We start from the raw sequence: 21629 nt of genomic DNA, 5'->3' as shown, positions 1-21629 counted from the left end.
CGCTTGCGCCGTCAGCCGTTGCGCCACGCTCAGGCACCTATTTATTTGATTGGATCAGGACAGTTTTTTATGAAGACCGCACAGGAACTCCGCGTAGGCAACGTCGTGCAGATCGGCAGCGACGCATGGGTCATCGCGAAGACGGAATACAACAAGTCGGGCCGTAACGCCGCCGTCGTCAAGATGAAGATGAAGAACCTGCTGACGAACGCAGGCCAGGAATCGGTCTACAAGGCCGACGACAAATTCGACGTCGTCGTGCTCGACCGCAAGGAAGTGACGTACTCGTACTTCGCCGACCCGATGTACGTGTTCATGGACGCCGACTACAACCAGTACGAAGTCGAAGCGGAAATGATGGGCGAAGCGCTGAACTACCTCGAAGACGGCATGGCGTGCGAAGTCGTCTTCTACAACGAGAAGGCGATCTCCGTCGAACTGCCGACGATCCTGGTCCGCGAGATCACGTACACGGAACCGGCGGTCAAGGGCGACACGTCGTCGGGCAAGGTGCTGAAGAACGCGAAGCTCGCAACGGGTTTCGAACTGCAAGTGCCGCTGTTCTGCAATACCGGCGACAAGATCGAAATCGATACGCGCACGAACGAATACCGCAGCCGCGCGTAATCGCTGCGATTTCCGTGTCGAACAAAGCGCCCTTCGGGGCGCTTTTTGTTTGTCCGCCGCCAACAGCAGCACGCTTCGGTGTCGTCACGAACACAAAATCCAGCACTAAAGGTATTCAATTTGTATCATCGGTAACTGTTTTATAGCGACGAAGAAATAATGCGCGTCAGGCGTTCAGCGGGGCATAGAATCAGTCTTTAATCTGACATGCGGCTGCGGCCGGCTCCGTGGCCGACAGCTCGCCTCTCTTGACTCGACTCGCGTCCACCATGCCACACGCCCTGATTGTCGAAGACGATCCCAACAGTCTGTCCGGCCTGACCGCGCTGCTCGCTGCAGACGGCTTCTCCGTCGACACGGCCACGTCGCTCGCCGAGGCGCGCACGGCGCTCGGCCGCTCGATTCCCGACGTCGTCCTCGTCGACCTGAACCTGCCGGACGGCAGCGGGTTCGACCTGCTCCAGCATCTGCCGCAGCAGCAGCCGAACGGTTCGCTGCCGGTAATCGTGCTGACGGGCAACGCGACGGTCGAGAGCGCGATCGAAGGCCTGCGCCACGGCATCTGGGACTACCTGTTGAAGCCGATCAACATTCCGCGCCTGCGCAGCCTGCTGGCCCGGATTCCTCGGCCGTACGAACTGATCGACGAAGTCCAGACGCTGCGCGCGTCGCTGCGCCATCTCGGCCGCTTCGGCGCGCTGGTCGGCCGCAGCGAAGCGATGCAGCACGTGTACGACATGATCGAGCACAACGCGCGCACCGAAACGGCCGTGCTGTTCTCGGGCGAAGCCGGCACCGGCAAGAAACTGGCCGCGCGCACGCTGCACGACCTGAGCCGGCGCCGTAAAGGGCCGTTCGTGTCGTTCGACTGCCGGACGCTCGCGCAGGCCGGCCGTCACGGCGCCTCCCTCGACAGCGTGCTGTTCGGCCATGAGCGCGGCGCGTTCGACGGCGCGGAGCGCCGCGAATCCGGCCTGTTCGAACAGGCCGGCGGCGGCACGCTGTTTCTCGACGAAATCACCGCGCTGCCGCTCGTGTTGCAGGAAGCGTTGCTGCATGCGCTCGACTCGCAGAACTTCATGCGCATCGGCGGCACCAGTTCGATCGCGAGCGACTTCCGGCTGATCGCGGCGACGCGCCGCCCGGCCCGCGAGGCGGTCGCAAACGGCACGCTGCGGGAGGATCTGTGGCTGCGCCTCGATGCGGCATCGATTACGATGCCGCCGCTGCGCGAACGCGACGGCGATGCGCTCGCGATCGCGGACGCGTTGATCGACGAACTGAACCGTGAAGCGCGCGCGACCGGCCGCAGCACGACCGACAAACGCGCGGCGCCTGGCTTCGTGCGCGAATGCTTGACGTACGAATGGCCCGGCAACGTGCGCGAACTTCAGGAGCGCGTGCGCTTCGCGTATGACGCGTCCGGCGATTTCATCGAGACGCTCCGTGCCGGCGAGGCAAGCTTCGCGGCCGGTGCCGCGCTGAACGGCAGCAGCGTGCAGATCAAGGTCGGCACGCCGCTGTCCGACGTCGAGGATCTGTTGATTCGCGCAACGCTCGACGCGGTCGGCGGCACGCGCCATCGCGCAGCGACGCTGCTCGGCATCAGCCCGAAGACGCTGTATAACAAGCTGCAGCGGATGAAGGTCAACTGACCGGCCGGCGCTCGTTGCGGGCGCTGTCGACGACCGACCGTTAGTTGCGCGATAGACTGCCAGCCTCTCGCGTTCCCATGAAAAAGCCGCGCAAAAGCGCGGCTTTTCGTTTCCGGCGACTGTTTCGCCGACTGGAACGACGCGACGTTACGCCGCCCTACCGGTTCACGCGAGCGCGCTGCTCAACAGCGCCTGCGCGCTCACATACTCGGGCTGCTCGATCAGCTTGTCCCACTTGAGCGCCTTGCCGCGCGCGCGCATCCGCTTGATGCGCCGCACCGACTCGGGCGACGCCTGCGCATTCAGTTCGTTCAGCACGACCTCCGCCGCGTCCGGCTGGTTGCATACGAGCACCATGTCGCAACCGGCGGCAAGCGCCGCATCGGCCGCCTGCGTGAGTGTGCCGCCTTCGCGCGCCGCTTCCATCGACAGGTCGTCGCTGAAGATCGCGCCGGTAAAGCCCAATCGACCGCGCAAGACGTCCTGCAGCCACACGCGCGAGAAGCCGGCCGGCCGCTTGTCGACCTGCGTGTAGATCACGTGAGCGGGAATCACCGCGGACAGCGAAAGTCCGAGCCAGTCGTACGGTGCGACGTCCTGGTCGAGGATCGCATCGAGCGGCCGGTCGTCGGTCGGCAGCGCGACGTGCGAGTCAGCCTCCGCGAAACCGTGCCCGGGGAAATGCTTGCCGCAGTTGGCCATGCCGGCGAGCGACAGCCCGTGGTTCAGGCTTTTCGCGAGCAGCGTGACGACACGCGGGTCGCGATGGAACGCACGATCGCCGATCACCTTCGAGTGCCCGTAGTCGAGATCGAGCACCGGCGTGAAGCTCATGTCGAATCCGCACGCACGCAATTCGGCGGCCAGAATATAGCCGACCGCGGTCGCGACCTTGGTCGCGAGCAGCACGTCGCGATCCCACAGCTCGCCCAGCCGGCGCATTGCCGGCAGCACGGTGAAACCATCGGTGCGGAACCGCTGCACGCGACCGCCTTCGTGATCGACGGCGATCAGGATGTCGTCGCGCACCGCGCGGATCGAATCGGTCAGCGCGATCAGTTGCGCGCGGTCCTGGAAATGCCGCGCGAACAGGATCACGCCGCCGGTGTTCGGATGCGCAAGGCGCCGCGCATCGTCGCGCGACAGCGTCGTGCCGACGACGTCGAGCATGACCGGGCCGGGAGTCGTTTTCATCGAATCGGGAAGTCCGTCAGGGAATGGTTCAAGGAACGAGAGGAGGCGGTGCCGGCGGCGCGGCATCGGTTTCGGCGATCACGAACGACACCGCGTAGTCGCGTTCGTCGCTGACCGTCACGCGCGCGGTAATGCCGCGCGCGGCGAGCCAGCCGGCCAGTTCGCCGGACGCGACGACGTACGGCTCACCGCTGCGCTGATTGAGGGTCTGCAGTGCGCGCCACGTCATCGGCCAGTGCATGCCGAGACCGATCGCCTTCGAGAACGCTTCCTTCGCGGAGAAGCGGGTCGCGAGAAACGCGATGCCGCGTGCCTCGGAGCGCGCGCGGCGCGCGTGAAACACGCGCAGCTCGTCCGGGCCGAGCACCTTCTCGGCGAACCGGCCGCCCGTGCGCTCGAGAACGGCAGCGATGCGGCTCACCTGAACGACGTCGGTGCCGATACCGTAGATCGCCATGTCAGTTCCTGCGGCGATGAACGGGCGATACCGGCTCGCGATCGATCGGCGTGCGCGCGCGACGCATCGTCATCGAACTCCGCCGTGCAGCGCGGCGACGCGAGCGGCGACCATGATCGCCTTCATCTCGCGCACCGCGTTGTCCCAGCCCGCGAAGATCGCATGCGCGACGATCGCGTGGCCGATGTTCAGTTCGACGATGCCGTCGATCGCGGCGATCTGCTGCACGTTCGTGTAATGCAGACCGTGACCGGCGTTGACCTTCAGCCCAAGTTGCGCGCCGGCCTGCACGCCGGCGACGATGCGTTCGTATTCGCGCTGCTGCTCGGCTTCGTCGTGCGCATCGGCGTAGCGGCCGGTATGCAGTTCGACCACCGGCGCGCCGGCTTCGTGTGCGGCGCGGATCTGCGTTTCGTCGGGATCGATGAACAGCGACACGCGCACACCGGCGTCGGCAAGCTGCTTGCATGCGGCGCGCACGGCCTCGAAGCGGCCCGCGACGTCGAGGCCGCCTTCGGTCGTCAGTTCCTCCCGCTTCTCGGGCACGAGGCACGCGTCGTGCGGACGCACGTCGCATGCGATGTCGAGCATCTCGGCCGTCACCGCGCATTCGAGGTTCATTCGAGTCTTCAACAGCGGACGCAGCTTGCGCACGTCTGCGTCGACGATGTGACGACGGTCCTCGCGCAGGTGCAGCGTGATCGCGTCCGCGCCGGCCTCTTCGGCCGCGAGCGCCGCTCGGATCGGATCGGGATAGCGCGTGCCGCGCGCGTTGCGCAGCGTCGCGACGTGGTCGATGTTCACGCCGAGGTCAATAACGGTGGGCGTTGTCAGGAAAAAGCTCATAGATTTTGCAGGTCGATCAGGATCTGACGCGTGGCAAGCGGCGTGCCGCCGAGATAGGTGTTCAGCAGGAAGCGCATGAGCGTCTTGCTTTGCGCGACCGTCTGGGCTCGATGGTAATCGTCCTGCTCCATGTCGAGCAACGTCTGTCCGGTAATCACCGGCCAATGCGACGGCACGTCGTCGTCCGCGTTGCGCACGCCGCGCTCGGGATCGAACACGTAGCTCCGATCGGGTTCGACCGCGCGGCGTGCGACCGTGCGTGTCAGCGCCATCGCGTAGCCGGTCTCGCGCAGCAGCACGCGCTCGAACGAGCGCAGCACCTGCACCGCCGGTTCGCCGTGCGCAAGGCGCGTGAGCGTCAGCACGTAATGATTGAAGAGCGGCGGCTGCGGATCCTCGCGCGCGCAGAATTTCACCAGCAGCTCGTTCGCGTAGAAGCCGCACAACAGCCCGTCGCCGCCGAGCGGCAGCATCCCGCCGACCCATTCGGCGCCCGTCAGCGTGCGCACCTCGGATTTGCCCGACCACGACAGCAGCAGCGGCTGGAACGTCTGCAGCACACCGCGCAGCGCGGAGTGCGGGCGCTTTGCGCCTTTCGCGACGAGCGCGAGGCGGCCGTGATCGCGCGTGAGCACGTCGATGATCAGGCTGGTTTCGCGGTACGGATAGCTGTGCAGCACGAACGCCGGCTGCTCGGTCACGCGGAAATCGGACGTGCGAGACGTCGCGCGCCGCGCCTTGCGACGCGGCGGTTCGGGCGGTGCCGGCAGCGGCGCGTCGTTCGCGCCGGCCGTCACCGCGTCTTCGGTCGACGTCAGCGCGTCATTCGTACCCATAGGCGCGCAGCCCCGCCTCGTTGTCGGCCCAGCCGCTCTTCACCTTCACGAAGGTCTCGAGATACACGGGGCCGTCGAACAGCTTTTCCATGTCCATCCGCGCTTCGGTGCTGATCTGCTTGAGCTTCTCGCCTTTCTTGCCGATCACCATCGCCTTGTGCGAATCGCGCTCGACGAGAATCGTCGCGAAGATGCGCTTCAGGCGCCCTTCCTCTTCGAACTTGTCGATCAGCACGGTGCTCGTGTACGGCAATTCGTCGCCGGTCCAGCGGAACACCTTCTCCCGCAGGATTTCGGCCGCAAGAAAGCGCGAGCTGCGATCGGTCAGCTCGTCCTCGCCGTAGATCGGCTCGCCTTCCGGCAGATATGGCTTGATCGTGTCGAGCAGGCGCTTGATGTCTTCCGGACGCTGCGCGGACAGCGGCACGAGTTCGGTGAACTCGCGCAGTCCGCTCATCTGCTGCATGAACGGGAACAACGATGCCTTGTCGGCCACACGGTCGATCTTGTTCGCGATCAGCAGCGTCGGCATGCCGGGCGGAATCAGGTCGAGCACCTTCTGGTCGTCCGGCCCGAAGCGGCCCGCCTCGATCACGAACAGGATCACGTCGACCGACGTGAGCGTCGACGTGACCGCGCGATTCAGCGAGCGGTTCAGCGCGGTGCTGTGGCGGGTCTGGAAGCCCGGCGTGTCGACGAACACGAATTGCGCGTCGTCGAACGTATTGATGCCGGTGATGCGATGGCGGGTCGTCTGCGCCTTGCGCGACGTGATGCTGATCTTCTGGCCGACAAGTGCGTTCATCAACGTCGACTTGCCGACGTTGGGACGGCCCACGATCGCGATCATGCCGCAGCGGAAACCGGTAGGAGCGGGAGTGTTCATATCGTTTGGGAGACAGGTTCGGAACCGGCCGCGCGGCGCGCGGCGCGATCGATGGGCAATTCAGTGGCCGGCATCGGCCGCACGCGCCTGGGCGGCAGCGAGGCTCGCACCGCCGGCCGGCGTCTCGGTGTCGGACGTCGCGGCATCGCGCGCGCGCGGAGCGGGCCGCGCCGCGACGTCGGAACCCGAAGCCGGCTTGTCGGCCGGCGTCGCGGCGGGGTCGGCCGGCGAAGCCGCCGACTTGTCGCCGGCGCGGGGACCTTCCGCGGGCTTGTCGGCGCGCTCGGACGGCTTGTCCACGGCGCGCGGGCCCGCCTCGTTGCGATCGGACGTCTTCTCCGGCGGTTTCTCGGACGGCTTGTCCGCAGGTTTGTCGGCCGACTGCTTTGCGGGCCGGTCGGCCTTGTCCGCGCCCGTTTCCACATGCGCGGCGCGAATCGCCGCCATTGGAGCCTGAGCCGGCCGCTCGGCCGGCTCAGCACCGGCGCCGGACGCTGCGGCCGCTGCCTTCGCATCACGCGCCGCCGCACGCTCCTTTCGTTCCGGAGAACGAAGGTCGAGCGCTTCCTGTACGCCCTTCACGCCGGGCACGATTTCAGGCTCCGCATGCTTCGATCCGCGCGCGTTTTTCGAACGCTTCGGTTTCGCGGCAAGCATCGGCGCAGCCGCCAGCACCTCGTCGAGCGCCTTCTTCGCGGCCGCCTGCTCCGCCGCACGGCGGCTCGCGCCGGAACCCGACACCTTCACGTCCAGCTTCGGCACCGTGCATTCGACCTCGAACTGCTGATTGTGCGCCGCACCATGCGTCGCGACGACCGTATAGGTCGGCAGCGCGATCTTGTGCCCCTGCAGGTATTCCTGCAGCAGCGTCTTCGCGTCCTTGCCAAGCGTGCGCGGATCGATGTGGTCGAGAATCGGGATATAGAGACGCTTGATGACCCCTTGGGCGGCTTCGAAGCCGCCATCGAGGAACACGGCCCCGATGATGGCTTCGAACGCGTCCGCGAGGATCGACGGGCGGCGGAAACCGCCGCTGCGCAGCTCGCCCTCGCCCAGCCGCAACCCTTCGGAAATATTCAGGGCCTGAGCGATTTCGTACAGCGACTGCTGCTTCACGAGGTTGGCGCGCACGCGCGACAGATCGCCTTCGTCCAGCTTGCCGAAACGCTGGAACAAAAGGGCCGCCACCGCGCAATTCAGAACGGAGTCGCCGAGAAACTCGAGCCGTTCGTTGTGCGTGGCGCTGTGACTGCGATGGGTCAAAGCCTGGCGCAACAATTCCGCATTGCGAAATTCGTAGCGCAGCCGGCTTTCCAACTGGGATAGGGGCATGTGCAGGAGTATAACGCGGGCGCCGGTCTGGCCGAAACGGCACGGCCGGACGCGAAAAGGCGTGACGAGACGGTGTTACCGCCGGTTCTTAAAGTAGTTCGGCAATACGCGACGCGGCCCGTGCGTCGCGTATTGCATGCGAGTCGAACGAGATCAGTTGAAGGAACCGATGCGCTTCAGATCGCCGAAGTTCATCCAGATGAAGAACGCGCGGCCGACGATGTTGTTGTCCGGCACGAAACCCCAGTAGCGGCTGTCCGCGCTGTTGTCGCGGTTGTCGCCCATCATGAAGTAGTGCCCGGGCGGCACCTTGCAGATCACGCCGCGGCTGTTGTACGTGCAGTTGTCGCGATACGGATAGTCGTAGGCGCCCATCACGAACGGCGGCACGGCCGGATTGTTGAGGATCGCGTTCTTCTTCGTACCGATCGTTTCCTCGAACTGCTTCGCGTAATTCTGGCGCTCGTCGTCGAAGTAGTCGGGCAGCGGCGTTTCAGGCACCGGCTGGCCGTTGATCGTCAGCTGCTTGTCCTGGTAGGCAACCGTGTCGCCCGGCAGGCCGATCACGCGCTTGATGTAGTCGACCGACTCGTCCTTCGGATAACGGAACACGACGACGTCGCCGCGCGACAGCGGGCTGCCCTGCGTGATCTTCGTGTTCGTGACCGGCAGGCGCAGGCCGTATTCGAACTTGTTGACGAGGATGAAGTCGCCGACGAGCAGCGTCGGCACCATCGAGCCGGACGGGATCTTGAACGGTTCGACGATGAACGAACGCACGACGAACACAGCGAGGATCACCGGGAAGAAGCTCGCGGTGTACTCGAGCCACCAGGGCTGGCGCAGCTTTTCGTCACGCAGCTTCGAACGCGTCTGCGCCGCGTTTTCGTCCGCGAATCGCTTGTCGATGCGCGATTGCTGCCGATCGAACTCCTCGATCGCCGAGTCGGCCGCCTTGCGACGCCGCGGCAGGAACACCAGTTTGTCCAACACCCACGCTACGCCCGTCACGACGACGAGCACAAAAAGAATCAGCGCAAAATTCATAAAAGGATCAGTCCTGTTATTTGTCTTCGACGCGCAAGATCGCGAGGAACGCCTCCTGCGGGATCTCGACCGAACCCACCTGCTTCATGCGTTTCTTACCTTCTTTCTGCTTCTCGAGCAGTTTCTTCTTTCGCGTGATGTCGCCGCCGTAGCACTTCGCGAGCACGTTCTTGCGCAGTGCCTTGATGTTCTCGCGCGCGACGATGTGCGCGCCGATCGCGGCCTGGATCGCAACGTCGTACATCTGGCGAGGGATGATCTCGCGCATCTTCGCGGCCACTTCACGGCCGCGATACTGCGACTGCGACCGGTGCACGATGATCGACAGCGCGTCGACCTTGTCGCCGTTGATCAGCATGTCGACCTTAACGACGTCCGACGTGCGGTATTCCTTGAACTCGTAGTCCATCGACGCGTAGCCGCGCGACACCGACTTCAGGCGATCGAAGAAGTCGAGCACGATTTCGGCCATCGGGATTTCGTACGTGAGCTGCACCTGGCGTCCGTGGTACTGCATGTTGATCTGCGAGCCGCGCTTCTGCTCGCACAGCGTGATCACCGAGCCGACGTAGTCCTGCGGCATGTACAGGTTCACGGTGACGATCGGTTCGCGAATCTCTGCGATGCGCGCCGGCTCGGGCATCTTCGCCGGGTTCTCGACCATGATCGTCGAGCCGTCGCTCTGCACCACCTCATAGACGACCGTCGGTGCGGTCGTGATGAGGTCCATGTCGAATTCGCGCTCGAGCCGCTCCTGCACGATTTCCATGTGCAACAGCCCGAGGAAGCCGCAACGGAAACCGAAGCCGAGCGCCTGCGACACTTCCGGCTCGTACTGGAGCGACGCATCGTTGAGCTTCAGCTTCTCGAGCGATTCGCGCAGCGCGTCGTACTGGTTCGCCTCGACCGGATAGAGGCCGGCGAACACCTGCGGCTTCACTTCCTTGAAGCCCGGCAGCGGTTCGGTCGCGGCCTTCGTCGCGTGCGTGACGGTGTCGCCGACCTTCGCGGCCGTCAGTTCCTTGATGCCGGCGATGATGAAGCCCACCTGCCCCGCCGACAGCGATTCGAGATTGCGCGACTTTGGCGTGAATACGCCGATATGCTCGACCGGATACTGCGCGCCGGTCGCCATCATCTTGATCTTGTCCTTCGGACGCAGCGTGCCGTTGACGATGCGCACGAGCATCACGACGCCGACGTAGTTGTCGAACCACGAGTCGATGATCAGCGCCTGCAGCGGCGCGGCCGGATCGCCCTTCGGCGGCGGCACCTTCGCGATCAGCGCCTCGAGCACGTCTTCGACGCCGAGCCCCGTCTTCGCGCTGCAGCGCGTCGCGTCGGTCGCGTCGATGCCGATCACGTCCTCGATTTCCTCGATCGCGTTCTCGGGGTTCGCGGCCGGCAGGTCGATCTTGTTCAGCACCGGCACGACTTCAACGCCCAGTTCGATCGCGGTGTAGCAGTTCGCGACCGTCTGCGCCTCGACGCCCTGGCTCGCATCGACGACCAGCAGCGCACCTTCGCACGCGGACAGCGAACGGCTCACTTCGTACGAGAAGTCGACGTGCCCCGGCGTATCGATCAGGTTCAGGTTGTAGACCTTGCCGTCGCGGGCGCGATAGGACAGTGCGGCTGTCTGCGCCTTGATCGTGATGCCGCGCTCGCGTTCGATGTCCATCGAATCGAGCACCTGCGCTTCCATTTCACGGTCGGCGAGCCCGCCGCATACCTGGATGATGCGATCCGCGAGCGTCGACTTGCCATGGTCGATGTGCGCGATGATCGAGAAATTGCGAATATGATCCATTCAGTGCCGATCAAGCGAAAAAGGCGCGCTCGACGACTGCGGAGCACGCCTTGTAAGTCGGTGAAAAAACGGCCTATTTTAGCCGAAAAGGCCTGTGCCGGGCGGTAATTTGGGACGACCGGTTAGAGACGCCCGGTCAGCGCCACATCCGAAGCATCAGGCCGGCCAAGCCCATCCCCGCGCCCCGATGGGGCACGATCGATCGGCGCCAGACAAGGTTCAACGCCGGGCCGCGAGCGCGCCGCGCACTTTCGCGTCGTCGAAACGATGACGACACACTTCCGCGCCGTCCAGCAATAACACCGGCACGTCCTCGTCATAGCGGGCGACGAGCGCCGGATCGGCATCGATGTCGACGTAGTCGACCGCGACGCCGAACTCGGCCGCCACCGGCGCCAGTGCATCGCGCATGTCGTCGCACAGATGGCACCAGCCGCGGCCGTAGAGTGTGAACATCGGCGCGTTACTTCTGCGTCGGGCGCGGACGCACCGGCACGAACTGCGTGTTGTCGCCGCGCCGCACGAGCACCGCGACGGCCTTCTGCGGATCGAGCTGCGACGTCACGTCGGCGAACTGCTTCGCGCTCGTGATGTCCGTGTCGCCGACGCGCAGCACGATATCGCCGCGCTGCAGCCCCGCACGCACGGCCGGACCGTCGACACCGTCGATCTGCACGCCGTTCTTCAGCTTCAGCGACTTCATCTGCTCCGCCGGAATGTCACTGACCGTCAGGCCGAGCGAATTGGCCTGACGCGGCTTTTGCGGCACGTTCTTGCGCTGCGCTGTCTTCGCGGTCGTGTCCGTCGGCGTCTCGGCGATCGTGATCGGCAGATCGCGCGCCTGACCCTTGCGCCACACGCTGACGGTCGCCTTCGTGCCCGGCTTCGTGTCGCCGACCATGCGCGGCAGATCCGACGCGGCATCGACCGGGCGGCCGTTGAATTTCAGGATGATGTCGCCCGGCTGGATGCCAGCCTTGTCGGCCGGCCCGCCCGGTTCGACGCTGCTGACGAGCGCGCCTTCCGCCTTCGGCAGCCCGATCGAGTCGGCCACGTCCTTCGTCACCTCGCCGATCGCCACCGCGATGCGGCCGCGCGTGACCTTGCCCGTCGCCTTCAGCTGGTCGGCCACGCGCATCGCCTCGTCGATCGGGATCGCGAATGAAATGCCCATGAATCCGCCGGTGCGGCTGTAGATCTGCGAATTGATGCCGATCACCTCGCCTTGCATGTTGATCAGCGGGCCGCCGGAATTGCCCGGGTTCACCGCGACGTCGGTCTGGATGAACGGCAGGTAGTCGCCGGTATTGCGGCTCTTCGAGCTGACGATGCCGGCCGTCACGGTGTTGTCGAGGCCGAACGGCGAGCCGATTGCGACGACCCACTCGCCCACCCGCACCTTGTTCGAATCGCCGATCGCGACAACCGGCAGGTTCGACGCCTGGATCTTGACGACGGCCACGTCCGTGCGGTCGTCGACGCCGATCAGCTTCGCCTTGAACTCGCGCTTGTCGGTCAGCGTCACGTAGATGGTGTCCGCATCGTCGACGACGTGCGCATTCGTCATCACGTAACCGTCCGCCGACACGATGAAGCCGGAACCGACGCCGCGGTTCTGCTCGGTGTCGGGCCCGTTATCGGGCGCCGGCGCGTTTTTCGGACTCCCGTTGCCGCCACCGTTGCCCGGCGCCTGCGGCAGCGGGATGCCGAAGAAGCGCCGGAAGAATTCCGACATGTCGCCGTTGTCGAAGCCCGGCGGCAGCACGCCGCGCGGGCCGGGCACCGGCACGTTGGCGGTGGTCCGGATATTCACGACCGCGGGCCCGACCTTTTCAACCAGGTCGGCGAAATCGGGAAGGCTGGCAGCGGGAGGCGTGACAGCGGCCGCGGTTTGCGGGACGAGCGGCAGGCAGGCACACAGCGCCGCCGCCGCGAGCACTTTACGCAGCGTGAGTTTCGTCATGTCGGAAGCCGTAGCGTTACTTGGAAGCCTTGTATTCTATGGCAGACGCGAACTGCTGCAACGTGGCCGGCGGCACTTCGCCGAGTACGGTGATCCAGTAGTCGCCGCGACGCTTCACGAGAACGTGGGTCGCACCGGTGCTGCCCGCGCCTTCCTTGCGCGTATTCTTTTCGGCCGGTTCGATGAACACCGAAATTGTTGCGAGACCATCGGTGAAGACGGCCTGGTCGACCGGAATCGGCGGATCGCCGGCGTCGCGCGCGGCCATCGGCCGGCGCACCTCGCGAATCTTCCGGAAGCCGGCGATCGTCGGTGCAATCTGCCACCCCTGCGCCTCCATGTCGACCGTCGCGACCGGCGGGCGGACGACCGTCCAGCCGCTTAGATTACGGATCCCGGCCGCGATCGCGGACTTGTCGCCGGTGGAACCGCCCGTCTGCAGTTGCGAGAACGCGACCTGCTCGAGCACGTGATCGTTCGCGTCGAGCGTCTGCGATCGCAGCAGAAGCCCGGTGCGGGCATCGGCCCACAGCTTGTACGTGAAGCGGTACGCATCCTTGGGAACGAGCTCGACGACCTGCGCGTCGATCCCCGCGACGCGATCCTTGCCGAGCAGCTTCGCGTCATAGACGGACATCACGTGCTCGCCGCCCGCGCCGAGCAGCGCGGGAAACGAATCGCGCGTCTGGCGGCGTTCGACCACGCAGAGTTTGCGCTCGGGCACGAACGTGTACAGCTCGTCGTTGTGCCGCAGTACCTTGCGCGGCTTGCCGTCGAGCGATTCGATCCGCTCGAACTCGCCGTCGCGGGATGCCACGTGCGCGATGCGCGACGACTGTACGTACGCGCCGCGCTGGTAGACGAACGTGCCCTCGTAGCTTTGCTGTTGCGCGGCCTGCTGGATACGGTCGAGCCACTCCGCCGCACCCTTGCGGGTCGCGACGGGATCGTCCGGTTGCTGGGCGCTGGCTGGGAGGGATTGAACGGACAACAGGGCGGCTGCGCAAAGCAGGAGGGCCGGCAGCCGCTTCCATCCGGAGATGGCGTGATTCAACTGCAATGTCCGCATCGGGTTTATTGGCCTGGCGTGGTGGTCACGGCAGCGCGGATCAGCGGCATCGAACCCGTGACGACGGGCTGCTGCGCGAATTGCTGGTGCGCTTCGAGGTATTGGTCGAGACTCGCGTCGCGGATGATGTTGACGTCCTGCAGGCCCGGCTGAGCCGATGCCTGCGCAACCGTCACGCGCTGCAGGCTGCCATTCTGCGGCGCGCCTGCCGACGCAACCTGGACGGCGCCAGGCGAACCGGCCGTTTGCATCTGCGGGACGACGATCCAGGTCAGCGTGGCGGCCGCGGCGGCCACCGCGAATGCGGGCACGACACGGCGGCGCAGCGACAGCAGCTTGCGGGCGACCGGCGCTGCAGCCGGCGCGAGCAGGTGCGGCTCGCTTTCGAGCGCGGCCGACATGCGTGCGGTGAACGCGGCGCTGGTTGCCGGCGACAGCGCGAGCTCGTCGGAGCGCAGCGCATCGCCGATCAGGTGGTAATGGGCCCACGCAGCGCGATCCGCGCGGTCGAGCTCAGCCAGAAACTGCCCGTGATCCGGGCCGTCGAACAGTTCACCGTCGACCAGAGCGGAAAGGCGCTCGCCGCGCGAGCACGCTTGCGACTGCGTATTGACCGACCCCATGATGCTCCCCATCTTGCACACACCCCGTCGTGATTCCACGACTCTATCCGTAACTAGACCCCGACCCGCGTCGTTGCGCCCATCGCGCTTACCAGCGCTTGCCTTCGGGCGTATCGAGCAGCGGACGCAATTTCGCAGCGATCGCCTCGCGCGCACGGAAGATTCGCGACCGGACCGTCCCGATCGGACAATCCATCATTTCCGCGATCTCTTCGTAGCTCAGGCCTTCGATCTCGCGCAGCGTGATTGCCTGGCGCAGTTCTTCGGGCAACAGAGCCATCGCAGCGTTGACCGTCTCGGCAATCTGCTTGCTCATCAACATCGACTCAGGCGTGTTGATATCCCTTAGTTGGTCTGCGTCCGAGAAAGTTTCAGCTTCCTCGGCATCGGCCTCGGTCGAGGTCGGCGCCCGGCGGCCCTGCGTCGCAAGGTAGTTCTTCGCCGTATTGACGGCAATCCGGTACAACCACGTGTAGAACGCCGACTCGCCGCGAAATTGCGGCAGCGCACGATACGCCTTGATGAACGCGTCCTGGGCCACATCCTCGACCTCGGCGGGATCCCGCACGAGGCGCGAGATCAGCCGAATGATCTTGCGGTGGTATTTGGAGACCAGGAGTTCGAACGCTGCCTTGTCGCCCTTCTGTACGCGCTCGACCAGAGCCTGATCGATTTCTTTTTCACTCACCTGACAAATCCGTTAACTAGGGATGCAACGCGGAGCGTTATTGTAGCGTTCCGGCGCTGGCCGCTGGTTACGGTCCGTAACCGCGCCGCCATCACGCCCGCCCTGCTGCGCCGGCGGTACGCGCCAGCACCGACAGCGCGCTGAACGACGCGGCGTCGAGCGCATCGGCCGGAATCAGCAGCGGCCGCGCTGGCCGGGCACCCTGCCCGACCGACAGCACGAGCAGCAGGCTGCTCCAGTGCGCATGGCCTGTTACGCGACCGCGGGCCAGCAGGCACCCGGTGCGACCAAACGCCGCAATCTCCCCGAACGCATCGATCTGCAGCTCGGCAGGCAGGCGGCGGGCACAAGCCCGTGCGGCGCACACAGCCAGCAGCGCGGCCGTGGCCGCGGACACGCACGCGCCGGCAACCGCGCCGGCCCGCGGCGCCCAGAACAGGTACGCGGAAGCGGCGGCGGCCGCGACGAATACGGCCAGCACGAGATACAACACGGCCGAGGTCCGCAACGCAAAGCGCTGCGGACGCCCGGCCGGAGCATCGAATGGACTCGTCAAGCGATTGCTGCGTCAGACGCGCTTGAACACCAGCGTGCCGTTGGTACCGCCGAAGCCGAAGTTGTTCTTCACGGCCACGTCGATCTTCATGTCACGCGCGGTGTTCGCGCAGTAATCGAGATCGCACTCGGGGTCCTGGTTGAAGATGTTGATGGTCGGCGGCGACACGTTGTTGTGCAGCGCGAGCACCGTGAACACCGACTCGAGGCCGCCCGCGCCACCCAGCAGGTGGCCCGTCATCGACTTCGTCGAGTTCACGACGATCTTGTACGCATGCTCGCCGAACGCCGCCTTCACCGCGTCCGACTCGTTCTTGTCGCCGAGTGGCGTCGACGTGCCGTGCGCGTTCAGGTACTGGACTTCATCCGGGTTCACGCCGGCGTCGCGCAGCGCCGCGACCATGCAGCGGCGCGGGCCATCCATGTTCGGCGCGGTCATGTGGTACGCATCGCCCGTCATGCCGAAGCCGGAGACTTCCGCATAGATCTTCGCGCCACGCGCCTTCGCCGCTTCGTACTCCTCGAGCACCATCACGCCCGCACCCTCGCCCAGCACGAAACCGTCGCGGTCCTTGTCCCACGGACGGGACGCGGTGGCCGGATCGTCGTTGCGGGTCGACAGCGCACGTGCAGCCGCGAAGCCGCCAATGCCGAGCGGCGACACAGTCGATTCGGCACCACCGGCGACCATCACGTCGGCGTCGCCGGCCTGGATCAGGCGCGCGGCGAGGCCGATGCTGTGCAGACCGGTCGTGCAGGCTGTGACGGCGGCGAGGTTCGGGCCCTTCAGGCCGAACATGATGCTCAGGTGGCCCGAGATCATGTTGATGATCGAACCCGGCACGAAAAACGGCGAAATCCGGCGTGCGCCGCGATCGACGTACGTCTGGTGCGTGTCTTCGATCATCGGCAGGCCGCCGATGCCGGAGCCGACCAGCACGCCGATTCGTTCAGCATTGGCTTCGTTCACTTCGAGACCGCTGTCCCGGATGGCCTGGACGCCGGCTGCGATGCCGTAATGGATGAACGTATCCATGTTGCGGGCTTCCTTCGCCGGAATGTATTCCTCGGCGCTGAAACCCTTCACCTCACCCGCGAAATGGCAAGCGAGGTTCGACGGATCGAACTTCGTGACGGTGGCGATGCCGGACTTGCCGGCGACGAGATTGGCCCAGCCGTCGGCAACATTATTGCCAACAGGCGAAATCAGCCCCAGGCCTGTAACGACAACACGACGGCGGCTCACGGTAACCTCTTTTCCATTGGATGACAAAAGCAAAAGCCACAGTGGCCACAGGAACCAGCCCTGCGAGCCCTGTGGCTGTTAGTCCGTCCGGCGCGGTTGCCGGCAGGACGGCGCGTCAAACGCGAAGATCGCGGCGACGTGGCAGTCAAGCGCGAAGGCGCTTACGCCTTGACGTTCGCGCGAGCGTAGTCGATCGCTTGCTGAACCGTCGTGATCTTCTCTGCTTCTTCGTCCGGGATTTCCATGCCGAACTCGTCTTCCAGAGCCATCACCAGTTCGACGGTGTCGAGCGAGTCGGCGCCCAGGTCGTTCACGAACGAAGCTTCGTTCTTGATCTCGGCTTCGGCGACGCCCAGTTGTTCGGCGACGATCTTCTTGACACGTTGTTCGATGTTGTCCATTACCCCTCCGAGGGAAAGTTCAGATTTACAAGTGCGCGCATTTTATCAGGTTTGCTGACGCCAAAACGCGCGTTGGCTTGATGGTCGATCAAGCGCCGTTCCGCCTGAAAAACCGGATACGGCGCGGATGGTAAACGAAAACCGTTACGACATGTACATGCCGCCGTTCACGTGCAGCGTCGTGCCGGTGATGTAACCGGCCTGCGGCGATGCGAGGAACGCGACGGCATGGGCGATGTCTTCCGGGCTGCCGAGGCGGCCGAGCGGAATCTGGGTCTTGAGCGCGGCCTGCTGCTCTTCCGGCAGCGTCTTGGTCATGTCGGTATCGATGAAGCCCGGCGCGACGCAGTTCACCGTGATGCCACGGCTGCCGATCTCTCGCGCGAGCGCGCGGGTCATGCCGGCCACGCCGGCCTTCGCGGCCGCGTAGTTGGCCTGGCCCGGATTGCCGGCCGAGCCGACCACCGACGTGATGTTGATGATGCGGCCGCCGCGGGCCTTCATCATCGGGCGCAGCACCGCGCGCGACAGGCGGAACACCGACTTCAGGTTGGTGTCGATCACCGCGTCCCAGTCCTCGTCCTTCATCCGCATCGCGAGCTGGTCCTGCGTGATACCCGCGTTGTTGACCAGCACGTTGAGCGCGCCGAATTCCTTCACGGTCGCGTCGATCAGCGCCTCGGCAGCCGCCGCGTCGTTGACGTTCAGCACCGCGCCGCGGCCCGTCACGCCCGCTTCCGCGAACCCGGCGGTGATCGCGGCAGCGCCCGATTCGCTCGTCGCCGTGCCGATCACCGTCGCGCCGAGACGCGCGAGTTCGAGCGCGATCGCCCGGCCGATGCCGCGCGATGCGCCGGTCACGATCGCAACCTGTTTATCGAGAGTCTTTTCCATGAATCGATTATCCGTCTCTTGAGGAAAGGCGCCGCGTCAGGCGGTCGCGAGCTTCAGCGCTTCGTCGAGCGAAGCCGGATCGAACACCGAGGCGCCCACCAGGTTGCCGTCGATGCGTTTCGTCAGGCCTGCCAGCACCTTGCCCGGGCCGCATTCGATCACGTGCGTGACACCCGTACCCGCGATGTGCTGCACGCATTCGACCCAGCGCACCGGGCCGGCGGCCTGGCGCACCAGCGCGTCCTTGATCGCGGCCGGATCGCTGACCACGGCGACGTCGATGTTGTTCACGACCGGAATCTGCGGCGCCTTCACGTCGACGTTCGCGAGATAGTCGCGCAGTTGATCCGACGCCGGTTTGAGCAGCGACGAGTGGAACGGCGCCGACACCGGCAGCGGCAACGCGCGCTTCGCGCCCTTCGCCTTCGCGATTTCGCACGCCTTCTCGACGGCAGCCTTCGCGCCCGCGATCACGACCTGCGCCGGCGCGTTGAAGTTCACGGCTTCGACGACGCCCGCTTCTGCGGCTTCGGTGCATACCGCACGCACCGTGTCGTCATCGAGCCCCAGGATCGCGGCCATGCCGCCCTGCCCGACCGGCACGGCCGTCTGCATCGCCTGTGCGCGGAAACGCACGAGCGGCACCGCATCCTTGAACGCGATCGCGCCCGCGGCGACCAGCGCCGTGTACTCGCCGAGGCTGTGCCCCGCGACGATCGACGGCGCCGGGCCGCCGGCCTGCTGCCATGCGCGATAGCACGCGTACGCGGCCGTCAGCATCACGGGCTGCGTGTTGGTGGTCAGATTCAGCTCTTCGGCCGGACCTTCGGCGATCAGCTTGCCGATATCCTGATTGAGTGCATCGGATGCTTCCTGGAGCGTCTCGCGCACGACGGCCAGGTCGGCGAAGGCGTTGAGCATGCCGACCGACTGCGAGCCCTGCCCCGGAAATACGAATGCAAATTTCATATCGTCCCCAATTGAATCGATTCGGACGGCGCGCGCGAACGGCGCGCCGGTTCGAGATCCGCGCGCAGCCATTGCGCGCCGCGGATCAGAAGCGGAAGACCGACGCGCCCCAGGTGAAGCCGCCGCCGACACCTTCGATCAGCACGTGCTGACCGCGCTGGATGCGGCCGTCGCGCACCGCGGCGTCGAGCGCCAGCGGGATCGATGCAGCCGACGTGTTGCCGTGCTGATCGACCGTCACGACCATGCGCTCCTGCGGCAAGCCGAGCTTGCGGCAGGTGCTGGTCATGATGCGGATGTTCGCCTGGTGCGGAATCAGCCAGTCGATCTGCTCAGGGGCGAGATTCGCCTTCGCGAGCGCCTCGATCGCGACCTTTTCGAGCACGTTGACCGCGAGCTTGAATACCGCCTGCCCGTCCATGTGCAGGAACGCGCTGCCGTCGATCACGCCGCGATTGACGTTGCCCGGCGTGCAGAGGATGTTCGAGTAGCTGCCGTCCGCATGCAGCGCGCTGCCGAGCACGCCCGGCTCTTCCGACGCGGACAGGACCACGGCGCCCGCGCCGTCGCCGAACAGCACGCAGGTGGTGCGGTCCTTGAAATCGAGAATGCGCGAGAACGTCTCCGCGCCGACGATCAACGCCGTGCGGTGCTGGCCGCTGCGGATGAAGCTGTCGGCCGTGGCCATCGCATACGCGAAGCCCGAGCATACGGCCTGCACGTCGAACGCGGCGCCGCCGTTCTTGATGCCCAGCTTGTTCTGCAGCAGGCATGCGGCGCTGGGGAACACGAAATCGGGGGTCGAAGTCGCGACGATGATCAGATCGATCGACTGCGGATCGATGTCGGCCGCCTCGATCGCCCGCCGCGACGCTTCGAGCGCGAGATCGCTGGTCGTGACGTCCGGCGCGGCGAAATGGCGCGCGTGGATGCCCGTGCGCGCAACGATCCATTCATCGCTCGTCTCGATGCCTTCCTTCGCGAGACGATCGGCAAGCTGCTGGTTCGTGACGCGGTCGGGCGGCAGATAGCTGCCCGTGCCGAGCACGCGGGAGTAGAGAGTCGATTGGGCCATTTATGCTTTAGAGGATTGCGCAGCGGAAGGTTCGGCGTGATGGCCTGCGGCCGGGCTCGCATGGCCCGCGCCGCCTGCGTCGTGTTCGCCGTCGCCGAGCGACACCGAATTGTCCGCCATCGCGCGCGTAAGGCGCTCCAGCACGCCGTTTTTGACGGCATCATACCCGCGTTTGATCGCCCACTCAAACGCGTACGCGTCGGCCGAACCGTGGCTCTTGATCACGAGGCTCTTCAGCCCCAGGAGCGCCGCACCGTTGTACTGGCGGTGGTCGACGCGCTTCTTGAAACGCATCAGCACCGGCAGCGCGAGCACCGCCATCAGCTTCGACATCAGCGAACGGCCGAACTCCTCGCGGATGATGTCGGACAGCATCTGCGCGAGCCCTTCGGACGTCTTCAGCGCGACGTTGCCGACGAAACCGTCGCAGACGATCACGTCCACCGTGCCCTTGTAGATGTCGTTGCCTTCGACGTTGCCGCGGAAATTCAGCGTGCTCGCGCGCAGCAGTTCGCCGGCACGTTTGATCGTCTCGTTGCCCTTGATGACTTCTTCGCCGATGTTCAGGAGACCGATCGTAGGACGCTCCTTGCCTTCGAGCGCGGCGACGAGCGCGTGCCCCATCTCTGCGAACTGCAGCAGGTGCTGCGGCTCGCAGTCGACGTTCGCGCCGAGGTCCAGCATCATCGTGTAGCCGGTCGGGTTCGGCAGCGCGAATGCAATCGCGGGCCGCTCGATGCCGGGCAGCGTCTTGAGCACGTATCGGGAGACGGCCATCAGCGCGCCGGTGTTGCCGGCGGAGATGCAGGCCTGCGCCGCGCCTTCCTTCACGTGGTTGAGCGCGACACGCATCGAAGAATCCTTCTTCTTGCGCAGCGCGACTTCGACAGGGTCGTCCATCGCCACGACTTCGGTGGCGGGCACGATGGTCAGCGCGGGATCGTCGAGGGCTTTCAGCTTTTTCAGCTGAGCGCGAATCGCGCTTTCGATGCCGACGAGCATCAGGTGCGCATCGGGATGCGCGCGGACGAACTTGACTGCCGCGGGAACGGTCACGGACGGGCCGTGGTCGCCTCCCATGCAATCGATTGTGAGCTTTACGGTCATGGAATGCGACGAATTTCAGGCACAAAAAAGCGGCAGTTGAATGCCGCCTTTTTGTTGAGCCAGGAAAGTGTCAAGCGAACCAGTTGTCACGCGAACGGCGAGCGTAGCGCGCAACGCGTGACTTGACGCTTAGTCGTTCTTCGTCTTGACGACTTTCTTGCCGCGATAGTAGCCGTTCGGGCTGACGTGGTGACGCAGGTGCACTTCACCCGTGCTCGGCTCGACTGCCAGCGGCGCTGCCGTCAGGAAATCGTGCGAACGATGCATGCCGCGCTTCGACGGCGACTTCTTGTTTTGCTGGACTGCCATGACTAACTCCTAAATAATTTTCCGGATTCTAACACAGCCC

The 21629-nt window shown here is 65.3% G+C and carries 23 protein-coding genes; 2 read left to right on the top strand and 21 right to left on the bottom strand.

Annotated features, from left to right (window positions below; genetic code table 11):
- Positions 1-69 precede the first annotated feature (69 nt).
- Both efp and WK25_RS05425 read left to right on the top strand, forming a co-directional pair.
- Positions 70-627 (top strand): elongation factor P, encoded by a 558-nt coding sequence (gene efp / locus WK25_RS05430; protein WP_034206788.1) that lies wholly within the window; start codon positions 70-72, stop codon positions 625-627.
- 269 nt (positions 628-896) lie between these two features.
- Positions 897-2282, top strand: coding sequence for a sigma-54-dependent transcriptional regulator (locus tag WK25_RS05425; RefSeq protein ID WP_040143772.1), 1386 nt, complete (start codon positions 897-899; stop codon positions 2280-2282).
- A gap of 165 nt (positions 2283-2447) precedes the next feature.
- Here WK25_RS05425 and nagZ read toward each other — a convergent pair whose 3' ends face one another.
- The 21 genes from nagZ to rpmF all read right to left on the bottom strand — a co-directional run bounded on the left by nagZ (position 2448) and on the right by rpmF (position 21589).
- The gene (nagZ, locus tag WK25_RS05420; protein WP_069241136.1) at positions 2448-3476 is read right to left on the bottom strand and encodes a beta-N-acetylhexosaminidase; all 1029 of its coding nucleotides are present in this window, start codon (positions 3474-3476) and stop codon (positions 2448-2450) included.
- A gap of 28 nt (positions 3477-3504) precedes the next feature.
- Entirely contained in the window at positions 3505-3933 is a 429-nt protein-coding gene (acpS, locus tag WK25_RS05415; RefSeq protein ID WP_040143770.1) for a holo-ACP synthase, read from the bottom strand.
- 69 nt (positions 3934-4002) lie between these two features.
- The gene (pdxJ, locus tag WK25_RS05410) at positions 4003-4779 is read right to left on the bottom strand and encodes a pyridoxine 5'-phosphate synthase (RefSeq protein WP_040143769.1); all 777 of its coding nucleotides are present in this window, start codon (positions 4777-4779) and stop codon (positions 4003-4005) included.
- Positions 4776-5615, bottom strand: coding sequence for a DNA repair protein RecO (gene recO / locus WK25_RS05405; protein WP_040143768.1), 840 nt, complete (start codon positions 5613-5615; stop codon positions 4776-4778). The genes pdxJ and recO overlap by 4 nt, the downstream gene beginning before the upstream one ends.
- A complete protein-coding gene (gene era / locus WK25_RS05400; protein WP_040143767.1) occupies positions 5602-6501 on the bottom strand; it encodes a GTPase Era in 900 nt (299 codons plus the stop codon). Before era ends, recO begins: the two co-directional genes overlap by 14 nt.
- A 60-nt stretch (positions 6502-6561) precedes the next feature.
- Positions 6562-7833: a ribonuclease III gene (rnc, locus tag WK25_RS05395; RefSeq protein WP_059543777.1), complete on the bottom strand. Its 1272-nt coding sequence runs from the start codon at positions 7831-7833 to the stop codon at positions 6562-6564.
- A gap of 153 nt (positions 7834-7986) precedes the next feature.
- Positions 7987-8880: a signal peptidase I gene (gene lepB / locus WK25_RS05390; RefSeq protein ID WP_040143765.1), complete on the bottom strand. Its 894-nt coding sequence runs from the start codon at positions 8878-8880 to the stop codon at positions 7987-7989.
- 16 nt (positions 8881-8896) lie between these two features.
- Positions 8897-10690: a translation elongation factor 4 gene (gene lepA, locus WK25_RS05385; protein WP_040143764.1), complete on the bottom strand. Its 1794-nt coding sequence runs from the start codon at positions 10688-10690 to the stop codon at positions 8897-8899.
- A gap of 219 nt (positions 10691-10909) precedes the next feature.
- On the bottom strand, positions 10910-11146 hold the full coding sequence (locus tag WK25_RS05380) for a glutaredoxin family protein (protein ID WP_040143763.1): 237 nt from the start codon (positions 11144-11146) through the stop codon (positions 10910-10912).
- 7 nt (positions 11147-11153) lie between these two features.
- Positions 11154-12653 carry a DegQ family serine endoprotease gene (locus tag WK25_RS05375; protein WP_059543779.1) on the bottom strand — a complete coding sequence of 500 codons (1500 nt, stop codon included), beginning with the start codon at positions 12651-12653 and terminating at the stop codon, positions 11154-11156.
- 16 nt (positions 12654-12669) lie between these two features.
- Positions 12670-13722 (bottom strand): MucB/RseB C-terminal domain-containing protein, encoded by a 1053-nt coding sequence (locus WK25_RS05370; protein WP_059543781.1) that lies wholly within the window; start codon positions 13720-13722, stop codon positions 12670-12672.
- Positions 13723-13727: 5 nt separating this feature from the next.
- A complete protein-coding gene (locus WK25_RS05365; protein ID WP_040143760.1) occupies positions 13728-14345 on the bottom strand; it encodes a sigma-E factor negative regulatory protein in 618 nt (205 codons plus the stop codon).
- An 88-nt stretch (positions 14346-14433) separates the two neighbouring features.
- Positions 14434-15033: an RNA polymerase sigma factor RpoE gene (gene rpoE, locus WK25_RS05360; protein WP_014897654.1), complete on the bottom strand. Its 600-nt coding sequence runs from the start codon at positions 15031-15033 to the stop codon at positions 14434-14436.
- 91 nt (positions 15034-15124) lie between these two features.
- On the bottom strand, positions 15125-15589 hold the full coding sequence (locus WK25_RS05355) for a hypothetical protein (protein WP_040143759.1): 465 nt from the start codon (positions 15587-15589) through the stop codon (positions 15125-15127).
- Positions 15590-15601: 12 nt separating this feature from the next.
- The gene (fabF, locus tag WK25_RS05350) at positions 15602-16834 is read right to left on the bottom strand and encodes a beta-ketoacyl-ACP synthase II (RefSeq protein WP_040143758.1); all 1233 of its coding nucleotides are present in this window, start codon (positions 16832-16834) and stop codon (positions 15602-15604) included.
- 161 nt (positions 16835-16995) lie between these two features.
- A complete protein-coding gene (gene acpP, locus WK25_RS05345) occupies positions 16996-17235 on the bottom strand; it encodes an acyl carrier protein (RefSeq protein ID WP_004197638.1) in 240 nt (79 codons plus the stop codon).
- A 144-nt stretch (positions 17236-17379) separates the two neighbouring features.
- On the bottom strand, positions 17380-18129 hold the full coding sequence (gene fabG / locus WK25_RS05340; protein ID WP_040143757.1) for a 3-oxoacyl-ACP reductase FabG: 750 nt from the start codon (positions 18127-18129) through the stop codon (positions 17380-17382).
- Positions 18130-18165: 36 nt separating this feature from the next.
- Positions 18166-19098, bottom strand: coding sequence for an ACP S-malonyltransferase (gene fabD, locus WK25_RS05335; RefSeq protein WP_040143756.1), 933 nt, complete (start codon positions 19096-19098; stop codon positions 18166-18168).
- Between the two features lie 85 nt (positions 19099-19183).
- Positions 19184-20173 carry a beta-ketoacyl-ACP synthase III gene (locus WK25_RS05330; protein ID WP_069241135.1) on the bottom strand — a complete coding sequence of 330 codons (990 nt, stop codon included), beginning with the start codon at positions 20171-20173 and terminating at the stop codon, positions 19184-19186.
- Positions 20174-21280, bottom strand: a complete 1107-nt coding sequence (gene plsX / locus WK25_RS05325; protein ID WP_059543782.1) for a phosphate acyltransferase PlsX — start codon at positions 21278-21280, stop codon at positions 20174-20176.
- Between the two features lie 129 nt (positions 21281-21409).
- Positions 21410-21589: a 50S ribosomal protein L32 gene (gene rpmF / locus WK25_RS05320; protein ID WP_006051932.1), complete on the bottom strand. Its 180-nt coding sequence runs from the start codon at positions 21587-21589 to the stop codon at positions 21410-21412.
- Between the last annotated feature and the right edge of the window lie 40 nt (positions 21590-21629).

It is taken from the genome of Burkholderia latens (genome assembly GCF_001718795.1).
GTDB lineage: Bacteria > Pseudomonadota > Gammaproteobacteria > Burkholderiales > Burkholderiaceae > Burkholderia > Burkholderia latens_A.
Note: the sequence above shows the minus strand (reverse complement) of the source record. Positions and strands in the feature narration are given on the sequence as shown.

Coding starts and splice junctions, on each gene's coding strand:
- efp (WP_034206788.1), top strand. CDS start 70: ATGAAGACCGCACAGGAACTCCGCGTAGGCAACGTCGTGCAGATCGGC.
- WK25_RS05425 (WP_040143772.1), top strand. CDS start 897: ATGCCACACGCCCTGATTGTCGAAGACGATCCCAACAGTCTGTCCGGC.
- nagZ (WP_069241136.1), bottom strand. CDS start 3,476: ATGAAAACGACTCCCGGCCCGGTCATGCTCGACGTCGTCGGCACGACG.
- acpS (WP_040143770.1), bottom strand. CDS start 3,933: ATGGCGATCTACGGTATCGGCACCGACGTCGTTCAGGTGAGCCGCATC.
- pdxJ (WP_040143769.1), bottom strand. CDS start 4,779: ATGAGCTTTTTCCTGACAACGCCCACCGTTATTGACCTCGGCGTGAAC.
- recO (WP_040143768.1), bottom strand. CDS start 5,615: ATGGGTACGAATGACGCGCTGACGTCGACCGAAGACGCGGTGACGGCC.
- era (WP_040143767.1), bottom strand. CDS start 6,501: ATGAACACTCCCGCTCCTACCGGTTTCCGCTGCGGCATGATCGCGATC.
- rnc (WP_059543777.1), bottom strand. CDS start 7,833: ATGCCCCTATCCCAGTTGGAAAGCCGGCTGCGCTACGAATTTCGCAAT.
- lepB (WP_040143765.1), bottom strand. CDS start 8,880: ATGAATTTTGCGCTGATTCTTTTTGTGCTCGTCGTCGTGACGGGCGTA.
- lepA (WP_040143764.1), bottom strand. CDS start 10,690: ATGGATCATATTCGCAATTTCTCGATCATCGCGCACATCGACCATGGC.
- WK25_RS05380 (WP_040143763.1), bottom strand. CDS start 11,146: ATGTTCACACTCTACGGCCGCGGCTGGTGCCATCTGTGCGACGACATG.
- WK25_RS05375 (WP_059543779.1), bottom strand. CDS start 12,653: ATGACGAAACTCACGCTGCGTAAAGTGCTCGCGGCGGCGGCGCTGTGT.
- WK25_RS05370 (WP_059543781.1), bottom strand. CDS start 13,722: ATGCGGACATTGCAGTTGAATCACGCCATCTCCGGATGGAAGCGGCTG.
- WK25_RS05365 (WP_040143760.1), bottom strand. CDS start 14,345: ATGGGGTCGGTCAATACGCAGTCGCAAGCGTGCTCGCGCGGCGAGCGC.
- acpP (WP_004197638.1), bottom strand. CDS start 17,235: ATGGACAACATCGAACAACGTGTCAAGAAGATCGTCGCCGAACAACTG.
- fabG (WP_040143757.1), bottom strand. CDS start 18,129: ATGGAAAAGACTCTCGATAAACAGGTTGCGATCGTGACCGGCGCATCG.
- fabD (WP_040143756.1), bottom strand. CDS start 19,098: ATGAAATTTGCATTCGTATTTCCGGGGCAGGGCTCGCAGTCGGTCGGC.
- WK25_RS05330 (WP_069241135.1), bottom strand. CDS start 20,173: ATGGCCCAATCGACTCTCTACTCCCGCGTGCTCGGCACGGGCAGCTAT.
- plsX (WP_059543782.1), bottom strand. CDS start 21,280: ATGACCGTAAAGCTCACAATCGATTGCATGGGAGGCGACCACGGCCCG.
- rpmF (WP_006051932.1), bottom strand. CDS start 21,589: ATGGCAGTCCAGCAAAACAAGAAGTCGCCGTCGAAGCGCGGCATGCAT.